General features: G+C 71.7%; 21 protein-coding genes, 1 tRNA gene and 1 pseudogene. 5 read left to right on the forward strand and 18 right to left on the reverse strand.

The genetic code is table 11. The features are described from left to right. Positions 1-96: 96 nt before the first annotated feature. A complete protein-coding gene (locus OG734_RS05110) occupies positions 97-1,971 on the reverse strand; it encodes a LuxR family transcriptional regulator AbsR2 (protein ID WP_330286256.1) in 1,875 nt (624 codons plus the stop codon). Between the two features lie 100 nt (positions 1,972-2,071). Between OG734_RS05110 and absR1 the strand changes: the two genes are divergently transcribed. After that, positions 2,072-3,157 carry a beta-glucuronidase AbsR1 gene (gene absR1 / locus OG734_RS05115; protein WP_330286257.1) on the forward strand — a complete coding sequence of 362 codons (1,086 nt, stop codon included), beginning with the start codon at positions 2,072-2,074 and terminating at the stop codon, positions 3,155-3,157. 191 nt (positions 3,158-3,348) lie between these two features. Here the strand turns inward: absR1 and OG734_RS05120 are convergent, their stop codons facing one another. The 5 genes and pseudogenes from OG734_RS05120 to OG734_RS05135 all read right to left on the reverse strand — a co-directional run bounded on the left by OG734_RS05120 (position 3,349) and on the right by OG734_RS05135 (position 7,333). Further along, positions 3,349-4,725: an NtaA/DmoA family FMN-dependent monooxygenase gene (locus OG734_RS05120; protein ID WP_330286258.1), complete on the reverse strand. Its 1,377-nt coding sequence runs from the start codon at positions 4,723-4,725 to the stop codon at positions 3,349-3,351. Positions 4,726-4,745: 20 nt separating this feature from the next. Next, positions 4,746-5,963, reverse strand: coding sequence for an LLM class flavin-dependent oxidoreductase (locus OG734_RS05125; protein WP_330286259.1), 1,218 nt, complete (start codon positions 5,961-5,963; stop codon positions 4,746-4,748). Between the two features lie 48 nt (positions 5,964-6,011). Continuing rightward, positions 6,012-6,101, reverse strand: coding sequence for a putative leader peptide (locus OG734_RS47880; RefSeq protein ID WP_443064826.1), 90 nt, complete (start codon positions 6,099-6,101; stop codon positions 6,012-6,014). Positions 6,102-6,256: 155 nt separating this feature from the next. Further along, a pseudogene (locus tag OG734_RS05130) lies at positions 6,257-7,125 on the reverse strand (glutathione S-transferase C-terminal domain-containing protein). An 88-nt stretch (positions 7,126-7,213) separates the two neighbouring features. Continuing rightward, positions 7,214-7,333, reverse strand: coding sequence for a putative leader peptide (locus OG734_RS05135; RefSeq protein ID WP_330286260.1), 120 nt, complete (start codon positions 7,331-7,333; stop codon positions 7,214-7,216). A gap of 212 nt (positions 7,334-7,545) precedes the next feature. Between OG734_RS05135 and OG734_RS05140 the strand changes: the two genes are divergently transcribed. From OG734_RS05140 to OG734_RS05150, 3 genes are all read left to right on the forward strand, one after another. Further along, positions 7,546-8,685 (forward strand): acyl-CoA dehydrogenase family protein, encoded by a 1,140-nt coding sequence (locus tag OG734_RS05140; RefSeq protein ID WP_330286261.1) that lies wholly within the window; start codon positions 7,546-7,548, stop codon positions 8,683-8,685. Between the two features lie 78 nt (positions 8,686-8,763). Then, positions 8,764-9,876: an SDR family oxidoreductase gene (locus OG734_RS05145; protein ID WP_330286262.1), complete on the forward strand. Its 1,113-nt coding sequence runs from the start codon at positions 8,764-8,766 to the stop codon at positions 9,874-9,876. Beyond that, complete coding sequence (locus OG734_RS05150; RefSeq protein ID WP_443064827.1) at positions 9,873-11,240, forward strand: aspartate aminotransferase family protein; 1,368 nt, start codon at positions 9,873-9,875, stop codon at positions 11,238-11,240. The genes OG734_RS05145 and OG734_RS05150 overlap by 4 nt, the downstream gene beginning before the upstream one ends. On the opposite strand, the gene OG734_RS05155 is transcribed toward OG734_RS05150, so the two are convergent. The 8 genes from OG734_RS05155 to OG734_RS05190 all read right to left on the reverse strand — a co-directional run bounded on the left by OG734_RS05155 (position 11,234) and on the right by OG734_RS05190 (position 22,258). Beyond that, positions 11,234-12,787, reverse strand: a complete 1,554-nt coding sequence (locus OG734_RS05155; RefSeq protein ID WP_330286263.1) for an ABC1 kinase family protein — start codon at positions 12,785-12,787, stop codon at positions 11,234-11,236. The genes OG734_RS05150 and OG734_RS05155 overlap by 7 nt on opposite strands. 124 nt (positions 12,788-12,911) lie before the next feature. Then, positions 12,912-13,496: a hypothetical protein gene (locus OG734_RS05160; protein WP_330286264.1), complete on the reverse strand. Its 585-nt coding sequence runs from the start codon at positions 13,494-13,496 to the stop codon at positions 12,912-12,914. Positions 13,497-13,586: 90 nt separating this feature from the next. Next, positions 13,587-14,165: an RNA polymerase sigma factor gene (locus tag OG734_RS05165; RefSeq protein WP_443064828.1), complete on the reverse strand. Its 579-nt coding sequence runs from the start codon at positions 14,163-14,165 to the stop codon at positions 13,587-13,589. Between the two features lie 328 nt (positions 14,166-14,493). Next, positions 14,494-14,955: a (2Fe-2S)-binding protein gene (locus OG734_RS05170; protein WP_330286266.1), complete on the reverse strand. Its 462-nt coding sequence runs from the start codon at positions 14,953-14,955 to the stop codon at positions 14,494-14,496. Between the two features lie 69 nt (positions 14,956-15,024). Further along, positions 15,025-17,139, reverse strand: coding sequence for a xanthine dehydrogenase family protein molybdopterin-binding subunit (locus OG734_RS05175; protein ID WP_330293570.1), 2,115 nt, complete (start codon positions 17,137-17,139; stop codon positions 15,025-15,027). Between the two features lie 258 nt (positions 17,140-17,397). After that, positions 17,398-19,026: a S53 family peptidase gene (locus tag OG734_RS05180; protein WP_330286267.1), complete on the reverse strand. Its 1,629-nt coding sequence runs from the start codon at positions 19,024-19,026 to the stop codon at positions 17,398-17,400. A 120-nt stretch (positions 19,027-19,146) separates the two neighbouring features. After that, positions 19,147-22,074: a helix-turn-helix transcriptional regulator gene (locus tag OG734_RS05185; protein WP_330286268.1), complete on the reverse strand. Its 2,928-nt coding sequence runs from the start codon at positions 22,072-22,074 to the stop codon at positions 19,147-19,149. 110 nt (positions 22,075-22,184) lie between these two features. Next, a tRNA-Pro gene (locus tag OG734_RS05190) sits at positions 22,185-22,258 on the reverse strand. 167 nt (positions 22,259-22,425) lie between these two features. Here OG734_RS05190 and OG734_RS05195 point away from each other — a divergent pair. Further along, entirely contained in the window at positions 22,426-22,938 is a 513-nt protein-coding gene (locus tag OG734_RS05195; RefSeq protein WP_330286269.1) for an excalibur calcium-binding domain-containing protein, read from the forward strand. An 11-nt stretch (positions 22,939-22,949) separates the two neighbouring features. On the opposite strand, the gene OG734_RS05200 is transcribed toward OG734_RS05195, so the two are convergent. From OG734_RS05200 to OG734_RS05215, 4 genes are all read right to left on the reverse strand, one after another. Further along, a complete protein-coding gene (locus tag OG734_RS05200; protein WP_330286270.1) occupies positions 22,950-23,717 on the reverse strand; it encodes an NPP1 family protein in 768 nt (255 codons plus the stop codon). 141 nt (positions 23,718-23,858) lie between these two features. Then, positions 23,859-24,770 (reverse strand): YceI family protein, encoded by a 912-nt coding sequence (locus OG734_RS05205; protein WP_330286271.1) that lies wholly within the window; start codon positions 24,768-24,770, stop codon positions 23,859-23,861. Between the two features lie 241 nt (positions 24,771-25,011). Continuing rightward, a complete protein-coding gene (locus OG734_RS05210; protein ID WP_443065065.1) occupies positions 25,012-26,055 on the reverse strand; it encodes a maleylacetate reductase in 1,044 nt (347 codons plus the stop codon). A 35-nt stretch (positions 26,056-26,090) separates the two neighbouring features. Then, positions 26,091-26,999: an intradiol ring-cleavage dioxygenase gene (locus tag OG734_RS05215; RefSeq protein ID WP_330286273.1), complete on the reverse strand. Its 909-nt coding sequence runs from the start codon at positions 26,997-26,999 to the stop codon at positions 26,091-26,093. Position 27,000: the final 1 nt, after the last annotated feature.

Genomic DNA, 27,000 nt, shown 5'->3' on the forward strand with positions numbered 1-27,000 from the left:
GGTCGACGCCGCGGCGGACGCGACGCACCAGACGACGGTCGGCCGCGCGTTCTCGGCGTTCGGGGCCACCAGAGCCCGCTGAAACGCCCCCGGCGGTCACGCCGACTGCGCGGCCGGCACCTCCTCCAGCAGCCACGGGAGGGCGCCCCGGTCGCTCGCACCGAGGCGCGTGTACGCGCTGTACAGATGGTTGCCGACCGTACGGATGGACAGCGTCAGACGGTCCGCGATCTGGCGGTTGCTCAGGCCCGCCGCCGCCAGGGTGACGATCTGGCGCTGGCGGGCGGTGAGTTCGCCGAGTACGAGACCGGACAGGGCCGGGGTGCGGGCGCCCTGGCAGCGTCGGGCCAGGGTCATCGCACGGGAGCGGGACCTGCGGGCGGCGCGCGGGTCGCGGTGTGCCGGGACGGCCTGGGCGTGTGCCTCGGCCGCGAAGAGCAACAGGCCCCGCCGCTCCAGGAGTTCGGCGGCACGGTCCAGCGCGGGGCCGTCCTGGCGGACGAGTGCGTCGGCGTGCCGGGCCAGGGGTTCGGCCTGCTCGCCGGGCAGTTGGGCGAGCCGGTCCGCGACCAGGTGCGGGGCCCCGAGGCGTACGGCGTCGTAGAGGACGTACGCCTCGCCCTCCCCGTCCTCGGGGTCGGGGTCGGTGGTCGGCTCCAGGGCGCCGGTGAGGTCACCGTGCGCCGACCGTAGCCAGGTGGTCGCCCGCCCGGGGAACGCGTGGCCGGCGAGGGCCTCGCCCACGGTGGCGACCTCACTCAACTGGGCTGCCGCCAGCGCCAGTTCCGTACGGCAGGGCCGGTCGCCCGGGGCGGCGCGCAAGCCTTCCCTGGCCCAGGACAAGGCCTCGCGCAGTTCTCCGCGCAGTCGGGCGAAGCGGGCCCGTACGGTCGCGTAGTCGGCCGGTACGGCGGGGTGCGGAGCCGTGTTCTCGGCCGTCAGCCAGTCTCCGACGGGGCCCGCCGGCTCCTGGACGTCGGTGCGTTCGATCCGGTCGGCCAGTTCCGCACGCTCCGTGTCCAGGGCAGACGCGCACTCGGCCGGGGTGCGGGACAGCCGCCGGGCCCGGAGTCGCCCGGCGACCGCGCGCAGGACGGGGCCGTGCAGTGGGTGGGCGAGGCGGACCTCGGACAGGGCGTCGACGCGGATCAGGCCGTCGGCTTCGAGGGACTCCAGCGCGCGCAGATCCAGGGCCGCGAGGTCCAGCGGGAGCGGTTCGCTGAACGCCAGGCGTTCCAGCACGTCCCGCTCCTCGGCGCGGGCGCGGTCCAGGGCCTGCCCGGCTCGTTCACGCACCGCCGTCGTCACCGGAACCGGGCCACGCCACATCAACTCGCCTGCTTCCAAGGTGAGTTCGCCGCGTTCGCGCACCGCACCGATCAGGTCGCGCAGCAGCCGCAGGTCGCCTTGGCAGAGGTGGTGGAGGCGTCGTGCCGTGAGCGGCTCGACCTGGCCGCCGGCGCCGGCCGCGATCAGCTGGGCGGTGTCCTCGCGGGGCAGCGGCTCCAGCGCGAGCCGCGGCAGCACCTCGCCGGTCCACAGCCGGGACACCGCGCCGGGCGCCGGGGCGCCGTCCGTCGCCACCACGAGCAGCCGGGTACGTCCGTGCACCGCTAGCTGGTGGACCAGGGCGGCGGAGGAGTCGTCCAGCAGATGGGCGTCGTCGACCAGCAAATTCCGTACACCGGTGAGGAGTTGGACCGCGCGGTGCAAGGAGACCTGCTCCGGGAGGAGGTGGGCGAACGCGGCGAAGGGGATGCCCCGGGTCTCCGGCGTGCCGATCACCTTCGCGCAGTCGGTGCCTCGGACGGCCTCCGTGACGAGACGGGTCTTGCCGTGCCCGGCCGGACCCGTCACCACGACGCCGTGCCGTTCGGCCGCCAGTGACCGGCGGATCAGCTCCAGTTCGTTGTCCCGGCCGGTGAACGGCCAGGGCAGTTCCAGGGTCTTGGCGTCCCGTTCGAAAGTCATCACGTTGAACAAGAGCCGGGCTACTCAGCTTTGATACAGGCCGACTTGAGTACCCCCCGACTCAGGCGCCCGAGCGCCTGTGACCCGCAACCTGTTCCACATGAACGCACGGTTCTGCTCACTCCCGCAGCAGCCGGCCCCCACGTTCCCACCGGGGTTGCCGGCCGAGCGGCTCAGTGCGCTCCTCTCCGGGCGCCTGATGTGGGTGAACGGCACCGTGCTCCACTACTACTTCTTCGACCGGGACGGCGACGGCTCGGTCATCCCCCTGCCGGGGACCGGGGAGACCCGGTGGGAGTCGTGGGTCGGCGGCGCCGCACAGCGCGATGTCGTCCGCGACTGTTTCAGGGAGTGGCTCGACCTGGGGATCGGGCTCTCCTTCGTGGAGGTGCGCGACCGCTCGGAGGCCGAACTGCGCATCGGGTTCCAGACCGGTGACGGTTCGTACTCCACGGTCGGGCGGGACGCACTCTCGGTGGGCCTGGGGCGGCGCACGATGAACTTCGGCTGGGACCTGACCGCGCCCGGGGAGCGCGCGACGGCCCTGCACGAGATCGGGCACGCCCTGGGCCTGCTGCACGAGCACCAGAGCCCGTTCGCCGGCCTCCACTGGGACGACGAGGCCGTCTACGACGACCTTGCCGGGCCGCCGAACTTCTGGGGCCGGGACAAGACATACGTCAACATTCTGCGCAAGCTCGACCCTGACGAGGTCAACGGCTCCGTCTGGGACCCGCTGTCGATCATGGAGTATCCGTTCTCGGCGGGGCTCATCCTCGAACCGGAGCAGTTCCGGTCCGGGGTTCGGCCGCCGGGGACCCTCTCCCCGGCCGACAAGGAGTTCGTGCTCCGCTGGTATCCGCCGACGGGCACGCGCAGGCCGCCCGAACTCGTACCGTTCCGGTCCGCTCCGCTGCGGCTCGGCGCGGGCGAGCAGGCCGACTTCGGCATCGCGCCGCCGGAGACCCGCGACTACACCGTCGGCACCTTCGGGGAGAGCGACACGGTCGTCGCGGTCTTCGAGGAGATCGACGGCGAGCCCCGTTACCTCTCCGCCGAGGACGACGGCGGCGCTCCGCACACCGCCCACGTCAGGGTCCGGCTCGTCAAGGGCCGCCACTACTTCGTCCGCGTCCGCCTCTACTCCACCTGGGGATCGGGGGAAACGGCCGTCATGTGCTGGTGAAGCTGGGGGAAGAAACCAGCACATGACGGCCGCCACGGACGAACCAAGCCACCATCGGGCACTCGGGGGAGCGGTCGAGGACGTCACCTTCTGGGGGGAGGGTGACGTCCTCGACCACGCCATGTGCGCCGTGTTCGAACCTGTCGGGCTGCGGTTCGACCGGCCGGAGTGGCGGCGTCGCCGGGGCGCCGTCAGGACGCCGCCCGCTGCCCCGCCGCCTCGGCGTCGGGGTGGGCCAGGCCCAGGTGGTCGCGGAGGGTGGTGCCCTCGTACTCCGTGCGGAAGACGCCGCGTTCCTGGAGCAGGGGGACCACCTGATCGGCGAAGGGGTCGAGGCCGGTCGGGGTGATGTGGGGGACGAGAATGAAGCCGTCGCTGGCGTCGGCCTGGACGAACTCGTTGATGGTGGCGGCGACCGTCGCCGGGGAGCCGACGAAGTTCTGGCGGTTGCCGGTCTCGATGACGAGGTCTCGGATGGACCAGTTGTTGGCCTCCGCGCGCTCCCGCCACTCGCGGGCGGTGGCCAGCGGGTCCCGGTACATCCGCACCTGGGCCCGGCCGCGGGCGATGGTGTGCTCCCCGAGGTCGGGGTCGATGTCGGGCAACGGGCCGTCCGGGTCGTACGCGGACAGGTCCCGGTTCCAGACGAACTCCAGGTGCTTGATCGCCGTGGCGCCGCTGACCTGCTGGCGGCGTATCTCGTGGGCCAGTTCCTCCGCCTCGGCGTCGGTGTCGCCGAGGACGAAGCTCGCGGCGGGCAGGATCAGCAACTGGTCGGCGCGGCGTCCGTACTTGGCGAGGCGGTTCTTGACGTCCGCGTAGAAGGCCTGGCCCTCCTTGAGGGTGGCGTACCGGCTGAAGATCGCGTCGGCGGTCGAGGCGGCGAACTCGCGTCCCTCGTCGGAGTCACCGGCCTGGAAGATCACCGGGCGGCCCTGCGGGGAGCGGGGCACGTTGAACTGGCCCTCGATGTCGAAGTGCTGCCCCTGGTGCACGAACGCGCCGGCCTTCGCGTCCTGCAGGAAGGTGCCGGTCTGCTGGTCGGCGAGGACCTCGTCGCCGCGCCAGGAGTCGAAGAGCTCGCCCGCGGTCTGCAGGAACTCCTTCGCCCGTGAATAGCGCTCCTCCTGGGGGAGGAAGCCGCCGCGGCGGAAGTTCTCGCCGGTGAAGGCGTCCCAGGAGGTGACGACGTTCCAGGCGGCGCGGCCGTCGGAGAGGTGGTCGAGGCTGGCGAACTGGCGGGCCACCTCATAGGGCTCGTTGAAGGTGGAGTTGATGGTGCCCGTGAGGCCGAGGCGCTCGGTGACGGCGGCGAGCGCGGCCAGCACGGTGAAGGTGTCGGGCCGTCCCACGACGTCCAAGTCGTATATTTTTCCGCCCTGTTCACGCAACCGCAGCCCCTCGGCGAGGAACAGGAAGTCGAACTTGGCGCGTTCGGCGGTCCGCGCGAAGTGCGCGAAGGAGCTGAACTCGATATGGCTGCCGGCCTGCGGGTCGCTCCACACGGTCGTGTTGTTGACACCGGGGAAGTGCGCGGCCAGATGGATCTGCTTCAGCGGCTTGCTCATGGTCGTACGGTCCCTCCGGCTCAGGCGCTGACAGAAGCAGCAGTGGTGGCGTAGCGGTTGGCCGGGCGACTCAGGCCCAACAGCCCGCGCAGGGTGTCGGCCTCGTAGGCCTGCCGGAAGACGCCCCGGCGCTGGAGTTCGGGGACCAGTCCCTGGGTGATCGCCGGGAGGTCGTGTCCGGCGACGGCGGGCCGCAGCCGGAAGCCGCTCAGCCCGGCCGACTCCAACTCCTGGAGCAGGTCGGCGAGTTGGGTGGGCGTACCGGCGAAGATCCGGGCGTCACTGGTGTATTCGTACCCCGCGAGGGCGTCCAGGCGCTCCCAACGGGCGGTCGCGGCGGCCGGGGTGTCGTCGAGGAAGACCACCAAGTCACCGAAGACGTGCACGAGTTCACCGGCACGGCCGGCCGCCGACTGCTCGGCCCTGATCTCCTCGACGATCGCGCGGGCCTGGCTCGTGTCGTGCGGCGTGACGTAGCCGACGTCGGCCGAGCGGGCCACCAGCCGGTAGGGGACGGTGTCGTGGGCCAGCGCGGTGACGACCGGCTGCCCCTGGGGCGGGCGAGGGGTGATCGACGGTCCCTTCACACTGAAGTGCGGGCTCTCGAAGTCGATGTAGTGCAGCTTCTCCCGGTCGATGAAGCGGCCGGTGGCGGTGTCGCGGATCTCCGCGTCGTCCTCCCAGCTGTCCCAGAGCCGGCGGACCACCTCGACGTAGTCGGCGGCCTCGTCGAAGAGGCCGGCCACCGACTCCCACGCACGCGGGTCGTTCAGCGAGCCGACGTCCGGTATCGGGCGGCGGCCGAAGTGGGCGGCCTCGTTCTGGCGGGCGGTGATCTGGACGCGCAGGCCCGCGCGTCCGGTGCTCACGTAGTCGAGGGTGGCGATCGCCTTGGAGAGATGGAACGGCTCGGTGTGCGTGGCGACGACCGCCGGGACGATGCCTATGTGCCGGGTGAGGGGGGCGACGCGGGCCGCGATCAGGACCGCGTCGAGGCGGCCCCGGACCTGGTCGGTGCGGCCGTCCTGTTCGAGCGGGTGCGAGGACTGGAGGCCCAGGCCGTCCTCGATGGTCACGAAGTCGAGCAGCCCGCGCTCGGCCTCGGAGACCAGGTCGGCCCAGTAGCGGGCGGTGAACAACTCCCGGGGCCGGGCGACGGGTTCGCGCCAGGCGGCCGGGTGCCAGCCGGCGCCGTCGAGGGCGACGGCGAGGTGGAGAGAAGAGTGTGACGAGGACACGAGTGTGGTGCCTTCCTGATCGACCGCACGAAGGAACGAGACAGCGGCTCAGGAACGACAGAGCGCGCCTGCCACACGCAGCAGGTCGATGTGCCGCCGCGAGTACAACCTCGGACGGCACGGAATTGGCTTCGGCACGATGTGGTCAACAATGCGATGACGTTGGGTGTTCCGGCTCTTTGTGTCGGCCGGATGAACAACGGCAGCGCCCCAAAGGGGCGCGGGGCTGTGTCGACATGCGGCTCCGCCGCGGGGCGCGACCAGCCCCCACCGGCCCGCAGCCAACAAACCGCCTATCCCGCGGAGCGCCCCGCATACGCCGCCCAGTCCAGGATCTGCACAGCCGCCCCAGCCGCCTCCAGCCCCCGGCAATCGGCATGGTGCCGACGGGCGATCGCGTCGAGGTCGAGGTGCGGCCCGAAGGCCGGATGGGCGGCAAGACGGCGGGCATAGGCCCACAGGGCCGGATGATCGGCAACGCGGTGCACAGCCGCAGCGTCCAGGTGCCACCTGTGCACAGTATCGAGGCGGACCAGGCTGACCCACAACTCCACATCCGCAGCGGTCAGTTGCTGACCCAGCAGATACGGGTCCGCAGCAAGCCGCGCGTTCAGCGAGCCCAGGGTGCGCAGCAGGGAGGCGAGCGCGTCGGCACGCTCGTCGTCCTCGCCGACGGCATCTCCCGCTCGCTGGGCCGCCGCGTCGATGCCGTGGGCGCACAACCGCTCGACGGCCTCGATCTCCGCCTCCAGGCCGCACGGGTACAGCGTGGGGCGGCCGGCACCGAAGTGCCGGGACAGGTCGCGCAGGATGTCCGGGGTGTGCGTGCTGACGATCCGCCCCGACCAGTCGTCGCTGAGTACGGGGGCAGTGGCCGCGCCGGAGTAGCGGTGTGCGCTCGCCTCGTACAGCGGGCGCAGTGCGGAGTGGCCGCCGCCGGGGCGTCGGGGACGGCCGGCAACTCGGTGACCGGACAGGCCGCGTCAAGGCCAAGGAGGCTGTGGGTGACGGCGATCCGGAGACAGTCGGGGTCGGCCGGGGACAGGTGGAGGCGGTAGCGGCGCGGCACGGCGTAGTGGCCGCTGCGCGAGTCCCGGCCGAGTCGGCCGCGGAAGGCGGGGCCGGGGCGGGCGGAGGTGGCGGCCAGTGGTGTGACGGACATGAGTCTCCCCAGGTGTGGTGCGCAGACGTACGCGCGGCGGAAGGCGTAGTCGTGGGCCGCCGGTATGGCGCGTGGAGGGCGGCCGGGCTCAGTGCTGAGGGCTGAGGGAGCTGCAGACGCGCTGGAGGTCTATGTGTCGGCGGGAGGTCAGCAGCGGGGTCGGCCTGGGTGTGTGAACCACCCGACTGGCTCTCGACTCCACGCGCATCACGTTTCCCTACCTTTTCACTAGGATTCCCAAGGGGAGTGTCGATCGGCTCACGGCCCACGTCAAGGGCGTCTCGCACGGCGGACGGCGCCGGGCCCGGCAGACCTCCGTGTCCCCTCCGCCGAGGGGTCCTCCCAGTTGGCTCGTAAAGCTCGTGAACAGAGAAACGACGACGCCGACGGGCTTCGAGGACCCAGAAAGCAGGGGACGACATGAGATTCCTGGAGCGCGAGCGCGCGGCCCTCACCAAGTTGCTGCCCGGCCTCGACGACGGGCTGCGGGCCCTGCCGCTGATGACGCTGGAGAGCCCGAAGAGTCCGGGCATCGGGTTGTTCCGTGAGTGCGGGGGCCCCGGGCTGCTGGCACCGACGGCCCTCCAGGGGCGGGGAGCCACCGCCCTCGAAGCGGTGCGGGTGCAGCGGGCGCTGGGCAGCCGCTCCCCCTCGCTGGCCGTGGCGACGACCATGCACCACTTCTCGATGGCCACGCTCGTCGGGCTGAGCGAGTCCGGCACGGGCGAGGGGCTGGAGTGGATGCTCGTCCAGGGCGTCGCGGCCGACAACCGGCTCATGGCGTCCGGCTTCGCGGAGGGCCGCAGCGGCACCGGCATCCTCTCCCCCGCGATGTCCGCCACGGTGACCCCCGAGGGCGTACGCATCACCGGGGTGAAACGGCCGTGCAGTCTGGCCCGTTCCATGGATCTGCTCACCGCCAGCGTGATGGTGCCGTGCGAGAACGGCGAGGGCGAGGAACTGGCCGTGGCTCTGGTGCCGGCCGAGACGGAGGGGCTGAGCGTCAGCGGCTTCTGGGCGAGCAGCTTCCTCGCGGGCGCCGAGAGCGACCAGGTCACGCTGGACAACGTCCTCGTGCCACCGGAACTGCTGGTGCGCACCGCGTCTCCGGCCGGGGCCCGGCTCGACGAGGTGCAGACCGCCGGGCTCGTCTGGTTCGAGCTGCTGATGACCGGCAGCTATCTCGGCGCCGCGAGCGCCCTGGTGGAGCGGGTGCTGCGCAAGGACCGGGTGCCCGAGGCCGAACGGGTGCGGCTGCTGGTGGAGGCGGAGGGCGCGATGGCCGCCGTGGAGGGCCTGGCCCGGCGGGTGGACGAGGCGACCCCTGACGAGTCCGCGCTCGCCGATTCCCTGTACGTCCGCTACACCGTGCAGGACGCGCTCGCCCGTGTTGTCCCGCGTGCGGTGGAACTGCTCGGCGGGCTCGGCTTCATGACCTCGGACGAGATCGGCTACCTCGCCGCCTGCACCAACGGTCTCGCCCTGCACCCGCCGTCGAGGTCACGGATGACGGGCCCACTGGCCGCGTATCTGGACGAGGCACCGCTGACGGTCGCCTGAGGGTTTCCGGTACGAGGCCCACAGCGCCGTACGACCTGACGCCAACCGACGCCCAACCGACCGAGGGGGAAATTCGCCATGCCCGAATCCTGGACCGGAACCCGGCCCACCGTACTGCTCACAGGTGGCACCGGAGTGCTCGGCAGAGCTCTGATCGACGAGCTCCTGCCCGACTTCCGCATCGTCTGTCTGCGCCATCGCACCCCGGTGAACGACCCGCGGGTGCATGAGTTCCGCGCCGATCTGATGGAGCCTCAACTTGGATTGTCCCGGGTCGAGTTCGCGCGTCTCGCCGCCGACGTGGACCTGGTGCTGCACTCCGCCGCCGCCACCAACTGGCAGTGGGAGCCCGACCTGATCCGGCGCGCCAATCTCGACGGCACCCGCACGATGCTCGACCTCGCCGCCCTCGCCGACGCGCCCTTCTTCCACATGAGCACCGCGTTCGTCGCCAATCCGCTGGCCCCGGAGGAGCAGGAGCGCTTTCCCGGCGCCGCCGCCTATCTCGCCTCGAAGACGGCGGCCGAACAGGCGGTGCGGGAGGCTCCGGTGCCCGGGGTGATCATGCGGCCGTCGGTGGTGATGGGCGACTCGGTGACCGGCCGGATCGCCGGGGTACAGGGGCTGACGCGGGCGCTGGGTGCCATCGTCAAGGGCCAGGTCCCGGTCATGCCGGGCGGGCCGGACTCGCGGATCGACATGGTGCCGCAGGATGTCGTCGCCCGTGCGGTGGGCGACCTGATGCGCGGCGGGGTCACCGGCGGCGAGTACTGGCTGACGGCCGGCTCGGAGGTGCTGCTCCAGACCGAAGTCATCGACACCTGCCTGGAGTTCGCCGACCTGTACGGGCCCCGGCCGCATCCGCCCCGGCTGATTCCGCTGGAGTCGGTGCACCGGCTGCTGCTGCCGCTGATCGAGGGGCCCACGTTCCCGGAGTCGCTGCGCCGCCGCTTCCACACGTACGCGGAACTGCTGCTGGTCTTCCAGCGGGCGCTGCCCTTCGAGTCGTCCCTCGGCACACCGCACTGCGGCCGTCCGGTGTCGAAGGACGAGCTGCGCCAGGCCCTGGTACGCAATCTGGTCGCCTGGGCCGTCCGCCCGGGCGGAATGCGCGGCCGACAGCGCAGCCAGTCGGCGACTGCCTCCGCCGTATCCCAGAAGGCAACCCAGACAAGGGAGTTGGCGTCGTGACCACTGTCCCCACCGTCCCTGTCGGCTCCCTGCTCCGGCCGGACATCGAACCCACAGCCACCACAGCCCCCACCGACGCCACGGTCGACAGCCGCGATCGCATCGCCCACCTCTACCGCGAGCACCTCTCCTCCGGCCGTGCCGTCATGGGAACCGTGCTCGGCGGCATGCTGGAGACCGCGTCCGAGGGGGCGTGGATCTTCACCGACGACGGCCGCCGCTACCTCGACTTCGGCGGCTACGGGGTCTTCATCCTGGGCCACCGGCACCCCGCCGTGACAGCGGCCGTGCACTGCCAGCTGGACGCCCATCCACTGGCCTCCCGGGTCTTCCTGGAGCCGGTCGCGGCCCGCGCCGCCGAGGCCCTCGCCGCCCGCACCCCGGCCGGCCTCGACCGGGTGCACTTCGTCAACTCCGGCGCGGAGGCGACCGAGGCGGGCCTGAAACTGGCGCGCGCCCATGGGCACACCGCGCTGGTCAGCACGGCCGGCGGCTACCACGGCAAGACTCTGGGCGCGCTCTCCGCCACCGCCAACGCCAAGTACCAGGAGCCGTTCCGTCCGCTGCTGCCGGACAGCAACGTCGTCCCGTACGGCGACCCGGACGCGCTGGAAGCGATGCTCGGCCTGCTCGGCGAACGGGCCTGTGTGATCGTCGAGCCGGTGCAGGGCGAGGGCGGGGTACGGATTCCGCCACCGGGATATCTGGCGGAGGTGAGCCGACTGTGCCGGGCGTACGGCGCCTTCCTGATCGTCGACGAGATCCAGACGGGACTGGGACGGCTGGGCTCGTGGTGGGGTCTGGACGGGGAGGGGCAGGAGGGTGTCGAGGGCGCCGGGCAGGTCACACCGGACGTCCTCCTCGTCGGCAAGGGGCTGAGCGGCGGGGTGGTGCCCGTCGCGGCGATGGTCGCGACCGGGGCGGCGTACGGCCCGTTCTCCCGTGACCCCTACCTCCACACCTCGACGTTCGCCGCCTCGCCGATCGCCTGTGCGGCGGCGCGGGCCGCGGTCGAGGCGCTGGCCAGGGAGGATGTCGTCGCCCGGGCCCGCACGCTCGGCGAGCGACTGCTCGCGGGCGTCCGCGCGGTCTGCGCGCCGTACCTCGGCGGGCTCGTCCGTGAGGTGCGCGGACGGGGACTGCTGATCGGCCTGGAGTTCACCGAGGAGCGGGCCGTCGGCGAGCTGATCCTCGAACTGGTCGGCCGGGGCGTCCTCGTGAACCACTCCCTCAACGCCTCCCGGGTGCTGCGCCTGACACCACCCGCGATCGTCGGCGACGACGAGGTACGGCTCTTCCTCACGACCCTGGCGGAGTCGATGCGCGACGTGGCGCGACGGGTGGGCCGAGACCCCGTTCAGTGATGCGGGCGGCGGCGGTCGAAGAGGAGGGCGGCGGCACCGAGCGCCAGCAGACCCCGCGAGGGGGTCCAGGGCCGCTGCCCTCCCATGCCGGCCGGGGTGTGCGGTTCGTGGAGCTGGAGGGCGAACTGCCGGTTCGCGGCGTCGGAGAGGAGGCCACGCAGCTGCTCGGGGGCGGACACGGCGAAGGACAGGAAGTCCATCGTGTTGCGGGCCGCCTGGTCGAGCGAGAAGTACTCGCGCAGCAGAGCCATGACGATCCCCCGCGCCTCCGCCTTGAAGACGTCCGCGAGGGCGATGTCCGGAGCCAGGCAGCGCACCGAACCCTCCAGGTTGGCGAAGGACTTGCCCAGCAGGGAGATGGCGGGCGCCGAGCCGATGCCCCGCTTGGTCGCCTTCTCCAGCACGGTCGTCAGGGACACCCCGAAGTTGATGTCCTCCAGGGAGGCCGTGGCGACCTTGGGCACCAGCGCGGCCATGTCGGCGGCGAACGCGGGCAGGTTGGACCACGGGGTGACCCGCCCCATGTCCGCCCAGGCCCAGGCGAGGCCGTGGCCGTCGTTCTGGGCGAGGGCCATGAGGAGGGGCAGCAGTTGCAGGCTCGTACGCCGGTCGAGGCGGCCGATCATGCCCCAGTCGATGAGCGTGGCCGGGCCGCCGGGCAGCGCGAAGACATTGCCGGCGTGCGGGTCGGCGTGGAACATGCGGTCGACGAAGTAGCCGCGGTACATGAAGCGCAGCAGGTCCTTGCCGATCTCGGTGCGCTCCCGGTCGCTGAACGTGCCGCGGTCGAGATGCCGTACGGAGGCGCCGGGCGCGAGGGACTGCACCAGCACCTTGGGGGTGGCGTGGATGACCCGGGGCACCGCCAGGGTCGGATACCGCCGGATGTGCTCGCGGGCCTCGTCCATGTTGCGGGCCTCGCCGGTGAAGTCGAGTTCCGGTTCCATGGCGTCGAAGATCGAGCCGAGCATCGCCTCCATGTCGATGACCTCGTTGAAGCGGGGTGCGGTGCGGGCGAGGATCCTGGACGCCTTGCGCATCAGGGCCATGTCGGCGCGGACCGCGTCCCGGATGCCGGGCCGCTGCACCTTCACCACCGCCGGGCGCCCGCCGGGCAGGGTGACCCGGTACACCTGGGCGAGGGAGGCCGCGCCGAGCGGTCGTACGGTGTCGATGTCGTCGAAGCGGAGCTTCCAGTCCGGTCCGAGCTGGTCCCTGAGCACGGGTTCGAAGACGGCGAAGGGCTGCACGTCGACCTGGTCGTGCAGGTTCTGCAGCTCGGCGATCATGGAGGCGGGCACCATGTCCGGCCGGGTGGAGAGGATCTGCCCGAGCTTCACGTAGAAGGGGCCGAGACTTTCGAGCGCGTGCCGTACGGCCCTGGCGCGCCGGGATCCGTCGTCGCCCTCCGCTCCGTCGTCCTCGCCGTCGGTTCCGCGCCGGGAGCGGCGCCGGTCCCGGGCCAGTCGGCCGGCCTCTTCGGCTGCGAGACTTCCCAGCACCTTCACGACCAGCCGAAGCCGACTGCCGAGCAGGGCACTGCCCATGTGTCACGACCTTCTGTGTGTGCCGCGTTTCCTGAAGTGCGTGCGTGCGTACGGGGTGTGGGAGTGGGCGGTGGCCGACCCGGCGGGGCGGTACCGGCCCCGCCCCGCCGTCAGCTGCCCTGTGTCAGCCGCTCTTCCTCGCCGCCGGCGCCCGGCCGCCACCGCCCGTCACCGCTCCGGCGACTCCCTGGACGCTCTCCAGGACGCCGACCAGGTTCGCGACGAGCTCGGAGAGCTGGGCGATCTGGCGTGGCAGTGCCGCCAGCCCCTCCGCCATGTCGGCCGCTCCCGACACGGCCGACGACGCCCCGCCCGCCACCTGTCCGAGCATGGCCAGCGGATTCGCGCCCCCGCCGGTGAGTGCGGCGAGGGGGTTCGGGGCCGCGCCGGTGAGAGCGGCCAACGGATTGGGGGCGGCGCCCGTCAGAGCGGCGAGCGGATTGGCGGCGCCGCCGGCGACGCCCGCGGCGTTCGCCAGTGCCGCCACGGGATTTGCCACCCCGCCGAGCGCTGAGAGCGCACTGACGGTTCGCAGCACATCCCCGGGCAATCCGTTCAGCACCTGGTACGGATTCCCCGCGGAGATCCAGTCCGCGCCACGGGAGTCGTCGCCCCTTCGGTCGAGAATTTCGTCGAAGGCCTTCTTCGTACTGTCGGCGATATCGCCGATGAAGTCCTTCATCGTGTCCTGCGCATTGTTCCTGCCCACTACGATGCCTTCCCTGTCGACTGAACTCCCGTAACCCGGAAGTCGTTCACAAGAGGCCGGACATCCACCGAATTATATTTCGGCCGTCCGTTACCTGTGGTGTGCCGCGACCCCGTCCAGCGTCTGGGCGCACACGAGCCGCAGCCGCGCCCGCCCCCGGGTGAACGCGCCCTCGGCCGCCTTCAGCGAGATCTGGTGCATACGGGCGAACTCCATCGTGGAGATACCGTCGGCGCGGGCCAGCATGACCTGACGCTCACGGCCCCGCAGCTGCTGGACCTGGCGCAGCAGCCAGCGTCCGAAGTCCTCGTCGCACACGTCCTCGTCCGGCAGCTCGGGCCTGCTGACGTGCGCGGTACGGCCCACCAGCCGCCGTCTGCGCTCCAGTTCGCGATAGTGGTCGACACACAGCCGCAGCGCGACCGAGGTCAGAAAGGGCCCGATCCGCTCCCGGTCGAGGTTGTCGTGGGCCGCCGCCCTCAACATCGTCTCCTGGACGCAGTCCTCCGCGTCCTGGGCGGTCGGCAGCCGCTGGCGGACCAGTCGCATCAGTCGTTCCCGGTGGCCGGCGATCTCTCCCCAGGACAACTCCCGAAGAATTTCTCCCTCGGCTTCATGAGTGACTCGATCGACGATTACGAACTCATCTGAGCGGGCTTCCGAATTCATGCAGTACACGGCCCCGAAATGATTCCTTGGGTGCGAACCAGAATATTCGCACGTCCTATCCCCAACCCGACGGGAAAGGACTGTCCGGGTCAACTCACGGACAAACCGAGCCGATTGCCTACCACTCGTCCGAATGGAAAAAGAAAGAACCACATCCGGCGCCCAGCGCATCGTGCTATAAAATCCCCACGACTGCCGGGGCGGCGCTTTTACGCAGAAACGTCACATCAGGATCAGGCCGATGGAATCATTCCGCGACAGCATACCCATATCGGCCATCGAGGCACTGAACTCGCCAATACCGGCCGACCTGCTTCTGCCCCGCAGATCAGCCCTCGGTCTCCGCGGCGGCCTGTTTGATGGCTTCGCGGATCCGGGAGTACGTGCCGCAGCGGCAGACGTTCTCGATGGCGTCGATGTCCGCGTCGGTCGGCTCGGACGTCCGCCGGAGCAGCGCCGCCGCCGCCATGATCTGCCCGGGCTGGCAGAAGCCGCACTGGGCGACGTCGCGGTCGAGCCACGCCTTCTGGACGGGGTGCAGGGTGTCGCCGTCGGCCAGCCCCTCGATGGTGGTGACCTTGCGGTCCGCGCAGTCGGCGACGGGCACGACACAGGGCTGGATCTCGGCGCCGTCGAGATGACTGGTGCAGGCGCGGCAGACCCCGACGCCGCAGCCGTACTTGGGGCCGGTCACCTGCAGCAGGTCGCGCAGCACCCACAGCAGCGGCATGTCGGCCGGGGCCTCGACAGTGACCGGTTTGCCGTTGAGGACGAAGGTGTAGCGGGGCATCGGAACCCTCTCGGAGGCGAGTTCGGGGCGGGGGGGCCGGAACAGGAGTCTGGGACAGGGGGCGGGGGGTCAGAAGTTGAGCGGGAAGCGCCGGGGCTTGGTGCCCGTGGCCCGGGCGTACGCGTTGGCGACCGCGCCCGCCGCGGCCGGCACCCCGAGTTCCCCGGCCCCGCCGGGCTCCCCCTTGGACGGCATGATGTGCGCCTCGAAGCGCAGGGGGGCGTGCCGCTGGCGGGCGTAGTGGAAGTCGGCGAAGCTGCCCTCGCGCACCGCGCCCCGGTCGATGTGGAGGCCGGCCCGCAGCACGGTGGAGATGCCATCGATGGTGGTGCCCATGAGCTGGGCCTCAAGTCCGCGTGGATTCACGGCCGTTCCGACGTCGGCCGCCATCACCGCCCGGGTCACGCGCGGGTTCTTCGGGTCGGTGGCGTCGATCTCGATCAGGCAGGCCACACAGGAGCCGTACTCCTCATGGACCGCCATGCCCTGCCCGTGTCCGGCCGGCATGGCCCGGCCCCAACTCCCGGCAGCCGCCGCCTTGTCGAGCACGGCGCGCACGGCCCTGCTCCGGAGTGTGGTGCGCCGGAAGGCGACCGGGTCCTTGCCGAGGCTGCGGGCGATCTCGTCGACCATGATCTCCTCGGCGGTCCTGGTCGTCCCGGAGTCCACCGAGCGCCAGGCACCCAGCGGTATCGCCGCCAGCTCCACGCCGCCCGAATCCCCGGACAGCCGCCCGAAGTTGTAGAGCCCGCTGTCGCTGGGCAGCGGTCCGGCCTCCCGGGCACGCCCCGCCTGCGCGACCACGGATGTCACCCCGCCCTGCGCGGCGAGGCTCTGCCCCTCCCACGACTCGCTCACCGAAGCCGTCGCGTGGACGAAGGCCACCACCCGGCCACTCTTGTGGCTGGCTCTGATCCGGTGCTGGGTGGCCGGGCGCATCCTGCCGTGCCGCAGGTCGTCGCCGCGGCTCCACATCAGCTTGACCGGCCGGCGGGCCGCCTTGGAGACAAGGGCGGCCTCGATCGCGAAGTCGTGGTTCAGCCGCCGCCCGAACGAGCCGCCGCCCCGTATGACATGGACCTTGACCTTCGACGCCGGGAGCCCGACCGCCGAGGCGATGCCGTCCCGGGCGTCCATCGGCGTCTGGGTGGAGAACCAGAGCTCGGCGCGGTCCGCGCGGACGTCCGCCACCACGGTCAGCACCTCCATCGGGGCATGGCCGACGAATGCGAACTCGAACTCGCCCGTCACCTGCGTCGATCCGCTCGGCGCGGCGCCCAGTCGAGGGACGGCGGCGCGCAGCCGGGATCTGATGGCCGCGTCGGACAGCCCCGCCAGCGGGCCCGGCGCCCAGGTGATCCGCAGGGCGTCGCGGGCCTGGAAGGCGTGGTGGAAGGTGTCCGCGACCACGGCGACTCCGCCCGCGACCCGTACTACCGCGCGGACGCCCGGCATCGCGCGGGCCGCGCGGTCGTCGACCGCGCGGATCTTCCCGCCGAGCGTCGGCGGCCGGGCCACCACGGTCGGTTTCGCGCCGGGCACCCGCAGGTCACCGGCGTACTGCGCCTTGCCGGTGATGATGTCCCGCGCGTCGATCCGGGTCGTCGGCTTCCCGATCACCTTGTGCCGGGAGGGGGGTTTGGGCTTGCTGGACACGGCCGGCCGGGTGACCTTCGCGGCCGTCGCGGTCAGCGATCCGAAGGTGGCCGTACGCCCGTCCGGAGCGATCACCATGGTGTTCCGGGTCCGCAGTGTGCGTGCGGGCAGGCGCCAGTGGTGGGCGGCGGCGGTCACCAGTCGGGCGCGCGCGGTGGCGGCCAGCGCCCGGGCCGGTCCGTACAGCGAGCTGACCGAGCTCGAACCGCCGGTGTACTGGCTTCCCTTGGTGCGGGCGTCGGCGAGCGGGATGTCTACGTCGGCGAGGCGGGCGTCCAGTTCCTCGGCGATCATCATGGCGACCGCGGTGGTGACACCCTGGCCGACCTCGACGCGCGGCAGCCGGACGACCACCCGGTTCGCCGCGGTGACCTCCAGGACGAGCATCTCGTCGTCGTTGCCGGTCACCACGACGCCGGCCCGGGTGCTCCCGTCGGCCGCCCGGGGCTCGGCGCCCTCCGCCGAGGACGTGTCGCAGCCGATCGGCGCGGCCACGGTCAGGGTGGTCGCGGCCAGCGAGTAGACCATGAACCTCCGGCGGGACCAGTGCCGTTCCATCGCCACCCCTGTCGCTTCCCGTCGGTTTCCGACGGCCCGTCGCTTCACCGCTGCCTGTGCTTCTCCTGTGTAGGAGGGGCCAGGCGGCTTCGTGGTTGCGTGTTCCGGCAGGGCTTTCGCCCGTGAACACGCCCCGGGCGACCGGGCGACCCGGCGGGTACAGCCGACGAGCGCGGGCCGGGAGTGGTCCCGGCCCGCGCTACGGTCGTCGATTATCGGTCGGTGGGGTCAGCCGAGCAGCTTGCTCGCCAGGGTCGCGGCGTTGTACGAGCCCCAGCCGGTGGTGAAGTCCCAGCCGGTGGCAGCGGAGTAGTCGCCGTTGCTGCCACTGGTGATGTCGTGGAAGCCGGTGCCGCTCGCCGTGTAGAGGGCGGGGTTGGCGAAGCCCAGGTTGGCCTCGCCGGCCGCCGCGGCCTGCTGGTTGTAGAGCGCGGCGAACGCCGCCCACTCGGGCGCCGCGGCGCTGGTGCCGCCGACCGTGCCCCACGAACCCTGGGAGTAGATCGAGACGCCGGGACTGGGGTTGGCGTGCGCCGAGACGTCCGGGACCTGGCGGAAGCCGCCGCCGGCGCTCTTCTGCACCGCGGTCTGCCAGCTGGGGATCTTGAAGACGGAGGACTTGCCGCCCCCGCCGCCGGACCAGGCCACCTCCTTGCTGAAGGCGTTGGCCGAGGTGACGGTCAGCTTGGTGCCGCCGACGCCGGTGACGTACGGGTCGCTGGCCGGGTAGTCGACGGTGGTGGTGCCGTCGCCCGCGTCGTCGGAGCCGTCGTCGCCGGAGGCCGCGTAGAAGCCGAGGCCCTGGGCGGCGCCCGCCTTGAAGACGGCGTCCACGGCGTTGATGTTGGAGGTGGTGCGCGCGCTCTCGGAGGCGCCCCAGCTGATCGACGTGGTCGGGATGCCGCTGTCGACGATGGCCTGGTAGGTGTCGACCTCACCGGCGTCGGAGTTGGGTCCCTCGAAGACGGTGACGTTCGCCTTGGGGGCGATCGCGTGCAGGACCTCGATGTCCAGCTCGACCTCGACCTGACCGTCACCGAGCGCGCCCGAACCGCCGTCCACCTTGGACACGGTCGGAGTGGGCGAACCCAGGCTGTAGTTGGTGTCGTACTTCGTGATGTTGGACTGCTGGAAGCCGTCGAACTCCAGCAGCGCGATCTTCTGGCCGCTGCCGGTGTAGGTGCCGGAGACGTTGTAGCCGCCCTTGAGCTGGGCCGGGGTGTAGCCGCCGCCCGGACCGTTGCGGGGGGCCACCCTGGAGGCCGACTGGTGGTGCAGTTGGGTGCGGTTGTTGAGGCCGGCCACGTCGCTCACGAGGGAGGCGACGGCGGACGGCAGGGTCGGTGCGGCCTCGTTGGCGTAGAACGAGCGCCCCGACGACGCGTCCTTCCAGGTCGACAGCTTGGTGCCGAAGGCCTTCTCCAGCTGGGCGGCGGTGCCGCTCGCGTCGACGAGCAGGTTGCCCGAGTGGACCTTGCCGACGGTGAGGCCCTGCGCGCGGAGGTAGTCCTTGAGCTGCTTGACCTCGGCGTCGGTCCGGCCGAAGCGGGCGGCAAACTGACCCTTCGTCAGGTAGTGGCCGTAGGAACTCGACCGCGGGTCGCTGACCTTGGCGACGAAGGTGTCGAGTGCCTTGTCGTTTCTGGGGGTCAGGCTGATCGCCACCGATATCCGCTTGCCTGCGGCGACCTTGCCGGTGCGGGTCGCGTCCTTGTTGAGGCCCTTGAGGACATCTCCGGTGACAGCCGCGCGAGTCGAGTGCGGCTGGACGGCGTTGGCCGCGTAGGCGGCGGGGACCGCGGCGGCGAGCAGAGCCGGTGCGGCGACCAGGCCGAGCAGTTTCAGGCGTGACTTCACTGAGGTCCTCCGGAGAGTGGGGGCGTGTCCCGGAAGCGGAACGACTTCACCGTAGGAACGGCGACCCCTCCCCCGTAAGCGGGGGAACCCTTGCTCTACGTGTTAACGGCGCATGTCGTGTCAACGGCGAGTGTCGGGCGCGCGGGGCGTCCGTACCCGGCCCGGCTGACTTACCGTCACTCCCTGTGGCACGGGACCCACTTGGTCGTCGTCGCCGTACGCGACGGCAGCTCCGGAGGCGAGGACGGCGACCGCCATCGCGTGGGCGAGCGCGGTGCGCGAGCGGACCCCGAGCTTGCGGTAGACCCGTGAGAGGGCGCCCTCCACCGTCTTGACGCTGATGAACAGCTTCGCGGCGACTTCCCGGTTGGTGGCGCCGCCGCCGACCAGTTCCGCGATCCTGGCCTCCGTGGGGGTGAGTTCGGATTCGCCCGCGCCTGTCTCACCGCTGCGGTCTCTGGCGTCAAGTCGCGCCAGCTCGTCCCAGGCCCGTGCCGCGAGTGGAGCGGCGCCGATCCGTTTCGCTGTCTCCAGGGCCTCGCGGAGGACAGTCCGCGCCGCGCTCCTGCGACGTGACCGGCGTTCGACCGTGCCTAGTGCGATCAGGGTGCGCACCAGCTCGACGGGCAACGGCAGCCGGCGTAGGCGGTCCACGGCGGTACGCAGCCGCAGGGCCCCCTCCTTCGCCCGGCCGAGCGCCGCCTCACGCAGTCCCTCCGCCCGCTCCAGGGCCGCCAGTACGCTGCCGGGCGCCTCGCCGGACACCCGCGTGCGGGCATCGTGCAGCACGGCCCCGGCCGCGTCCGTCTCGCCCAGGACGACCAGGGCTTCGGCCAGGTCCGCGTACCAGTGCAGCAACGGCGGGTCGGCCGCGCACATCGCCTCGCCCAGCTGCTTGACGCGCTGCAGGACCTCGACCGCGGCCGCGGCACCCTGTGGGTCGCCGGCGAGCAGCTCGGCCTGGCCCAGCACCGCCAGGGCGCGGAGCAGGAACAGCCGGTCACCGTCGGCCTCCGAGGCCCGTACCGCCTGCTCGGCGAGGCGCCGGGCCTCGTCGGCACTGCCGCCGACGGTCGCCGCGAGTGCCGCCGCATAGAGTGCCGGGGCGGTCTGTACGCCCGTCTCGGCCAGGGTGCGTGAGCAGTGGGCGGCGGTGCGCAGTGCCTCCCGGCAGTGCCCGGCGCGCACCTGGATACGGGTCAGCGCGACCAGGGTCGCCACGACCTCCTCGATCCCCGCGAACTCGCCGATCTCCGCCAGGAGTCGGGTGACCCGCTCCCCGGCCTCGGTGACCCTGTCGGAGTCCAGGGCGAGAATCGCCCGCATCCGGATCAGTCCCCAGCTCTCCGGGCCGGCGTCGGCGCCGCCTGCCAGCGCGAGCGCCTCCTCGAGGGCGGTGTCGGCGGCGACCGGTTCGCCGGCCAGGGACCGCACCCGGGCGAGGGTGGCGAGGGCCCCGATCCTGGTGTCCGTGTCACCGGCCCGGTCCGCCTGCCGGGCAGCGCGGCGGGCATGCCGGGCCGCGTCCTCCAGCTCCCCGCACAGCAGGCCTCGTACGGCCGCCCAGTAGTGCAGCCAGGCCTCCGCCTCCGGATCGCCGGCGGCGTCCCTGAGGCCCTCCTCGATCAGGTCACGGGTGCCCTCCAGCGCCTGTCCGGCGTTGCGCAGCAGGATCACTCGGGCGCGCGCCCGCTGCCGCGCGGAACCCGACCCGGCGAGGACGGTTCCGGCCGCCTGGCCGGCCTCCTCCAACTGACCGCCGTCGCAGGCGTATTCGGCTGCGGCGAGCAGCCGGTCGGCGCGGTCCGCGGGGCGGTCGGCGGGGGTACGCAGGGCGGCGAGCCCGGCGAGCTCGAAGGCGGCGTCGGGTGTGCCGTCGCGGCGCGCGGTCTCGGCCGCGGACATCAGTGTGCGGGCGGTGGTCTCGTCCTCGTGCGGGTGGGCGAGGGCGAGGTGGCGGGCCTGCTCCACGGGTTCGGTGACCGCGCGGGCGAGCAGGGCGTGCACCTCACGGCGTCCGTACTCCGGTGCGTCGGCGTAGACGGCGGCCCGGATCAGCGGATGCCAAAAACGTACGGTTCCGTGGGCATCGGCCGTCGCGACGCCGAGCCGTTCGGCGTCCGCGAGGTCGGCGGCGGGATCGGGGAGCCCGGCGGCGCGCAGGAGAGTGAGGGTGGGGTGGGCGGCGGCGCTGGCGACAAGGAGGGTGTGCTGAGCCGGTCGCGGCAGCGAGCGCATCGGGTCGAGGAGCCGGCCGCGCAGTCTTCGGGGCACCGGCAGCGGCCGGCCGAGGGCCGCCGCGTCGCGCGGGGCCTCCCGCGCCAACTCGAGTGCGTACGACGGGTTTCCGGCTGCGGTGTCCTGGATCGCCCGCAGCACACCCGGCGGCGGGTCGGCGCCGATGACGGTGCGCACGAGGTGGGCCACCTCACCGTCGTCGAGAGGTGGCACGGGGAGTTCGACGGTGTCCGGCGGGCAGCAGCGCAGCCGTTCGGGCTGCTCCCCGTCGGCCACCCGCTCGGCGGTCACCATCCGTATGTCGAGGCCCTCTACACGGCGTACGGCGAAGGCGAGCACCTCGGCGGTCGGCTCGTCGAGCCACTGGAGACCGTCGACGACCAGCAGAACGGGGCCTGCGGCGGCGAGAACGCGCAGCACGTCGAGGACGGCGACGCGCACCGCGAGACGGCTCCGGTCGCCGGCCGGTTCACGGTCGCGCAGCAGTGCCGCGCTCAGTGCCGCGCGGGGTTCGGACGCCAGCGCCTCCAGGCAGCTCTCCGGCACCCGCGCGAACAGGTCGACGAGGCCGACGAACGGAAGCCGGGCATCCTCCGGAGCGGGCGAGCAGTGCAGCACCGTTCCGGGCGGCTGGGCGGGCACGGCCAAGGACGCCATGAGGGAGGCCACGAGAGTGGACTTCCCGATCCCCGCGGCGCCGTGGAAGAGGACCCCATGACGGGCCGCCAACTCGGTCCCGGCGAGGTCGAGCAGCTCTCGGCGACCGGTCACGGACGGTACGCCCATGGGGTGACGCGGCCACTGGATCATGTGCCCATGACAACCTTGGTGGATTCGGTTGTCAACGAAAGCCGGCCAACGGCCCATACGAAAAGGGCCCTCGCGGGCTCTCGCCCGCGAAGACCCTTCGCATCACACCGTCGGGACGACAGGATTTGAACCTGCGACCCCTTGACCCCCAGTCAAGTGCGCTACCAAGCTGCGCCACGTCCCGGTGCGTCGACCCGCGGTTGCCCCGCGTGATCGCACAGACAGACCTTACCGCACACCCGCCCATGCCTCCGAGCGGTCACGGAACGGTCACCGGGACATCAAAGACCACTTTCCGCCTCATCCGCCGCACTACCGTCGTCCCACCCGAAACACAACAGGGGGACGATCATGAGCAACCCATACAACACGTCCGGAAATGTGCCGTCTGCTCCGATACCGGGTCCCGCACCGGACCGGCAGGGCCCGAGATGGGCCCGCAAGAGATTCGTACTGCCCGCCATCGGGCTGGCGTTCATCCTTGGTCTCGCCATCGGCGACGGCGGTCAGGCGGACGGGAAGGACCCGGTGTCCGCCGACCCGCAGCCCACCGCGACGGTCACCGCCACGGCGACGGCGACCGCCACGGTCACCGCCACCGAGACGGCCACGCCCGAACCCGCGGCCACCGTCACCGTGCTGGCGACGAGGACGGTGACGGCCGAACCGGCGGTCGACACCGACACCGGATCCGACACCGGATCAGACACTGGATCAGACGGGGGCTCCGGCTCCGGCGGCGACGACGTGTACTACGAGAACTGCACGGCAGCCCGCGCGGCCGGTGCCGCCCCGGTACGGGTCGGCGATCCCGGCTATGGACGGCACCTCGACCGGGACGGCGACGGGGTCGGCTGCGAGTGACAGGTACGGCGTCAGGCGTTCGGGTCGAACGTGATGCCCGCCGGCATGGCCTTCGCCAGGTGGGAGTTGAAGTTGCCGTCCTTGAGGCCGAAGTTGGCGCTGCCCCAGTCGGCGGCGGTCAACTTGTCGCGGATGCCTGACGGATAGCCGTTCCAGCCGACCAGCGCCGGGAACTGCCAGGTTCCCTTGTGGTTCTCCGGCGGTTCGTGGTTGGTGCCCGCGAGGCGGAAGCAGTGCGTCCTGATGCCGTCCTTGTGGTAGACGATCTTGGGATGCGTGCCGTCCCAGCGGACCTGGTCCCGGGGGTAGATGCTGAAGCCGCCGTGGTCGGACGTCGAGACGTACTGCGCCACGCCGTCCCGCACCCACACCACCACGTGCTCCCAGTCGTGCCGGTGCCCGCCGATGCTGCTGCCCGCGAGGGCCTGGTCCTTCTCGAAGTAGAGGCCGTAGATGATCGCGCACCAGCCGTTGTTGCACTTGTAGCGGGAGTAGCCGTTGGTGTTGTCGAGGTCGGAGGCGTCCCGGCACTGGCCGTTGAGGGAACCGGTCGGCTTGAGGCCGCCGTTGAGGGTGCCCGTGGGGCCGATGGCGGGGGTGGAGTAGCAGCCGTCCGTGTCGTAGTCGTAGGCCGGCTGGTACGTCTGCTCGGTGCCGTCCGCGTTGGCCGGCAGGGCGCCGGGCGGGGCGGCGAGGGCGGTACCGGGAAAGGCGACGACCAGCGCGACCGCGCTGCCGAGGACGAGCGAGGCTCTTCGGGTGCGCACACGTCTCTTCACGGGGGCCTCCTGATCGATGACGTCCGGGGAACGGGCTCGGCCAGATTGGCATGCCCATATCACGGATGGGTCACTCGGAAGGAAAGCTTCAGGGGCCCCCGGCAGACAACTTGGCTGTTCCGGTCGGCATGCTCCGGCCGGCTATTCCGGCGGCGTAGGCGTGTCATGCGTCCTGTACATCGCCTGTATGTCCAGCTCCAGTTGGACCGTCGGGCCGACCACCGCGATACCCCGGGCCAGCATGGACCGCCAGTTGAGCGTGTAGTCCTCCCGGTGCAGTTCCGCCCGGGCGAGGGCCGCGCAGCGCAACTCCTCGCCGTAGCCGCCGTTGACCGACCCCAGGTAGGTCGTCTCCAGCGACATCGAACGGCTCACCCCGTGCATCGACAGCGAGCCCTGCACCACCCACTTCGCACCGGCCCGGTAGGAGAAACGCGAGCTCACGAAGTCGATGTACGGAAAGCGCTCGACGTCCAGGAAGTCCGCCGACCGCAGGTGGTTGTCCCGGGTCCGGTTTCCGGTCGTGATGCTCGACGCGTCGATACGGACCTGGACGCGGGACTCGATCATCGACCGCGCCACCTGGATACCGCCCTCGAACCGCTCGAAACGGCCGTGCACATGCCCCATGCCGACATGCTTGGCGATGAACCGGATCGCGGTGTGCGGCGGATCGAAGAGCCAGGTGCCGGGCACCGGCAGGTCCAGCGGCCGGGCCGGCTCCAGTTGGACGCGCTGCACCGGGAGCATCACACCGTCGAGGAGATCGACCGTCTCACGGTACGGCGTCAGCCCCTCGGCGATGATCATGAGGCTGTAGCGCCCCGCCGGCAGCACGGCGAGGAAGTAGCCGTACGGGTCCGTCGTACCGCGTGCCATCACCTGGTGGGCGTCGGTCGCGCTCACCGTCACCTCGGCGCCGCCCATCGGCTGGCCCAGCGGGTCGAGGACCTCGCAGCTCAGGGCCCCCGCGCCCGTCGGCAGAGGGAGCGTCAGACCTTCGCCGGCCCCGGTCCCCTTGGACCACCGGCGCCTGAGCAGCGCGAAAGCCATACGGCTCACCTTTCCTCACGTACCGTCAAAGGCGGACTCCGCGGAACGCGGAGCCGACAGGGCCCAGCCCCCGGTTCGGCCGGCGTAAGAGCGGGCACGGCCCGGCGCCCGGCACGAGGCCATGGCCCATGTGCGATCTTGGACCGGCCGACAGCCGTGCGGGTGTCTCGTATTGAGACACCGAGTTGAGACACCGAGTTGGCCGCACGGCCCCGGCGACATCGCGGGAGCGCCGACGGGCTCAGATCGTCCGGGGTGCCACGCCCTCGTACGCCGCCCGCAGCACCCTGAGCACGCCCTCGGGCGTGACCTCGCGCGGGTTGGCGTACGGCTGCTGCCCGGTGACCTGGGCCGCCGCCACTGCCACATCGGCCTCCGTGAGGCCCAGTTCGGCGAGGGAGCGCGGGGCGCCGAGGCGTCCGGCCAGCTCCCACAGGGCAGTTGGGGCATCGACCGTGCCGCCCAGTGCACGGGCGACGGCGTCGGCCGCGTCCGGTGCGGCGGGCGCGTTGTACGCCAGGGCGTGTGGCAGGACGACCGTGTGGGTCTCGGCGTGCGGCAGGCCGAAGGTGCCGCCGAGGACATGGCACAGCTTGTGGTGCAGGCCCATGGTGGTGGCGCCGAGACAGGAGCCGCACAGCCACGCCCCGTACAGGGCCCGGCCGCGCGCGTCGAGGGACGCGGGATGGGCGGCCACGTCCGGGAGCGCCTCGGCCATCGCCCGTACGCCCTCCTGCGCCATCAGGGAGACGAGCGGTGAGGCGTCGGGGGCGTAGAGGGCCTCGACGGCGTGTGCGATCGCGTTGATACCGCTGGTGACCGAGAGCGGGACCGGCAGGGAGAGGGTCAGCTCGGGGTCGTACACCACACTGCGCGGGAGGACGGACCGGTCGCGGCCGGTACGTTTCGCGCCGTGCTCGGTCAGGCCCCAGACGGGGGTCATCTCCGAGCCGGAGTAGGTGGACGGTACGGCGATCAGCGGCAGCCCGGTGCGCAGCGCGATGGCCTTCCCGAGGCCGATCGCGGAGCCGCCGCCGACCGCCACACAGCCGTCGGCGCCGGCGGCGAGCGCCACCTCGACGGCCCGGTCGGCGACTTCGACGGGTACGTGCATCCGCGCCTCGTCGTGCAGACCCGCGAGGGCCGGTCCGAGCGAGTCGGCGACCGCCTGCGCGGTGTCCTTCCCGCGCGCACCGCACACCACCAACAGCCGTCGCAGGCCGAGTCGTTCGGCCTCCCCCGCGGTCGCGGTCACGGCGGCCCCGGCCCGCAGCACGACCCGCATCGGCTGGGCCTCGTACACGAAGTCCGGTGCGCCGCTCACGACTTCTTCTCCGCCTTCTCCAGCACGAGGTCGAAGCGTGCGTGGCGGAAGGGGTTCGGCACGCCGAACTCGGCTGCCAGGGACGGGTCGTCGGTCTCGGTGAAGTCCTGGACCAGGCTCTCCTTCACCGCGAACACGGCGTCCGAGTCAAGATAGTCGCTGCCCGCCACGAAGATATGGGTGGTGACGGGCTCGTGGCCCTCGGCCGTGGCGATGAAGTGGATGTGTGCGGGACGGTACGGGTGCCGGGCGGTGGCGTGGAGCAGGTCGCCGACCGGGCCGTCCGTCGGGATCGGGTACGGGCTCGGGACACAGGTGCGGAACCAGAAGCGGCCCTCCGCGTCCGCGGTGAACAGCCCGCGGCCGTTGCCCGGCGGCTGCACGTCCGGCTGCTGCACGTCGTAGTAGCCCTCGGTGTCGGCCTGCCAGACGTCGAGTACCGCTCCGGGCAACGGAGTTCCGTCCCGGTCGAGCACCCGGCCGCTGACCACGCACGGCTCGCCGGCGCCCACCAGATCGATGTCGGCGCCGAGTTCCCGTACCGGAGACTCGGTCATGTGGAAGGGCCCGAGCACGGTCGACTCGGTGGCGCCCGGGTCGCGGTGGCCGTTGAGGGTCTCCACGAGCATGGAGACGCCGAGGACGTCCGACAGGAGGATGAACTCCTGCCGGGTGTCGGTGCAGGTCTGCCCGGTCGCCGTGAGGAAGCCGATGGCCCGCTCCCACTCCTCGATCGTCGGCTCGGTCTCGCGTACGAAGGCGTGGAGGTGCCGGGTGAGGGCGGTGAGCAGCTCGCGCAGGCGCGGGTCGGCCGTCCCGCTCATGCTGTCGACGACGGCCTCGGTGACGGCGGTCGTGAATGCCGCGCCCTCACCGCCGTCACTTGTCTTCGGTTCAGTGGTCATT

The organism is Streptomyces sp. NBC_00576 (assembly GCF_036345175.1).
Classification (GTDB): domain Bacteria; phylum Actinomycetota; class Actinomycetes; order Streptomycetales; family Streptomycetaceae; genus Streptomyces.

What these genes read in the sequence shown, in the direction of transcription:
- OG734_RS05215 (WP_330286273.1), bottom strand. Translation starts at nt 26,999, where the DNA reads ATGACCACTGAACCGAAGACAAGTGACGGCGGTGAGGGCGCGGCATTC.
- OG734_RS05155 (WP_330286263.1), bottom strand. Translation starts at nt 12,787, where the DNA reads ATGGGCAGTGCCCTGCTCGGCAGTCGGCTTCGGCTGGTCGTGAAGGTG.
- OG734_RS05185 (WP_330286268.1), bottom strand. Translation starts at nt 22,074, where the DNA reads ATGATCCAGTGGCCGCGTCACCCCATGGGCGTACCGTCCGTGACCGGT.
- OG734_RS05135 (WP_330286260.1), bottom strand. Translation starts at nt 7,333, where the DNA reads ATGCGCGTGGAGTCGAGAGCCAGTCGGGTGGTTCACACACCCAGGCCG.
- OG734_RS05120 (WP_330286258.1), bottom strand. Translation starts at nt 4,725, where the DNA reads ATGAGCAAGCCGCTGAAGCAGATCCATCTGGCCGCGCACTTCCCCGGT.
- OG734_RS05145 (WP_330286262.1), top strand. Translation starts at nt 8,764, where the DNA reads ATGCCCGAATCCTGGACCGGAACCCGGCCCACCGTACTGCTCACAGGT.
- OG734_RS05175 (WP_330293570.1), bottom strand. Translation starts at nt 17,139, where the DNA reads ATGGTCTACTCGCTGGCCGCGACCACCCTGACCGTGGCCGCGCCGATC.
- OG734_RS05170 (WP_330286266.1), bottom strand. Translation starts at nt 14,955, where the DNA reads ATGCCCCGCTACACCTTCGTCCTCAACGGCAAACCGGTCACTGTCGAG.
- OG734_RS05110 (WP_330286256.1), bottom strand. Translation starts at nt 1,971, where the DNA reads ATGACTTTCGAACGGGACGCCAAGACCCTGGAACTGCCCTGGCCGTTC.
- OG734_RS05165 (WP_443064828.1), bottom strand. Translation starts at nt 14,165, where the DNA reads ATGAATTCGGAAGCCCGCTCAGATGAGTTCGTAATCGTCGATCGAGTC.
- OG734_RS05205 (WP_330286271.1), bottom strand. Translation starts at nt 24,770, where the DNA reads ATGGCTTTCGCGCTGCTCAGGCGCCGGTGGTCCAAGGGGACCGGGGCC.
- absR1 (WP_330286257.1), top strand. Translation starts at nt 2,072, where the DNA reads ATGAACGCACGGTTCTGCTCACTCCCGCAGCAGCCGGCCCCCACGTTC.
- OG734_RS05210 (WP_443065065.1), bottom strand. Translation starts at nt 26,055, where the DNA reads ATGCGGGTCGTGCTGCGGGCCGGGGCCGCCGTGACCGCGACCGCGGGG.
- OG734_RS05140 (WP_330286261.1), top strand. Translation starts at nt 7,546, where the DNA reads ATGAGATTCCTGGAGCGCGAGCGCGCGGCCCTCACCAAGTTGCTGCCC.
- OG734_RS05195 (WP_330286269.1), top strand. Translation starts at nt 22,426, where the DNA reads ATGAGCAACCCATACAACACGTCCGGAAATGTGCCGTCTGCTCCGATA.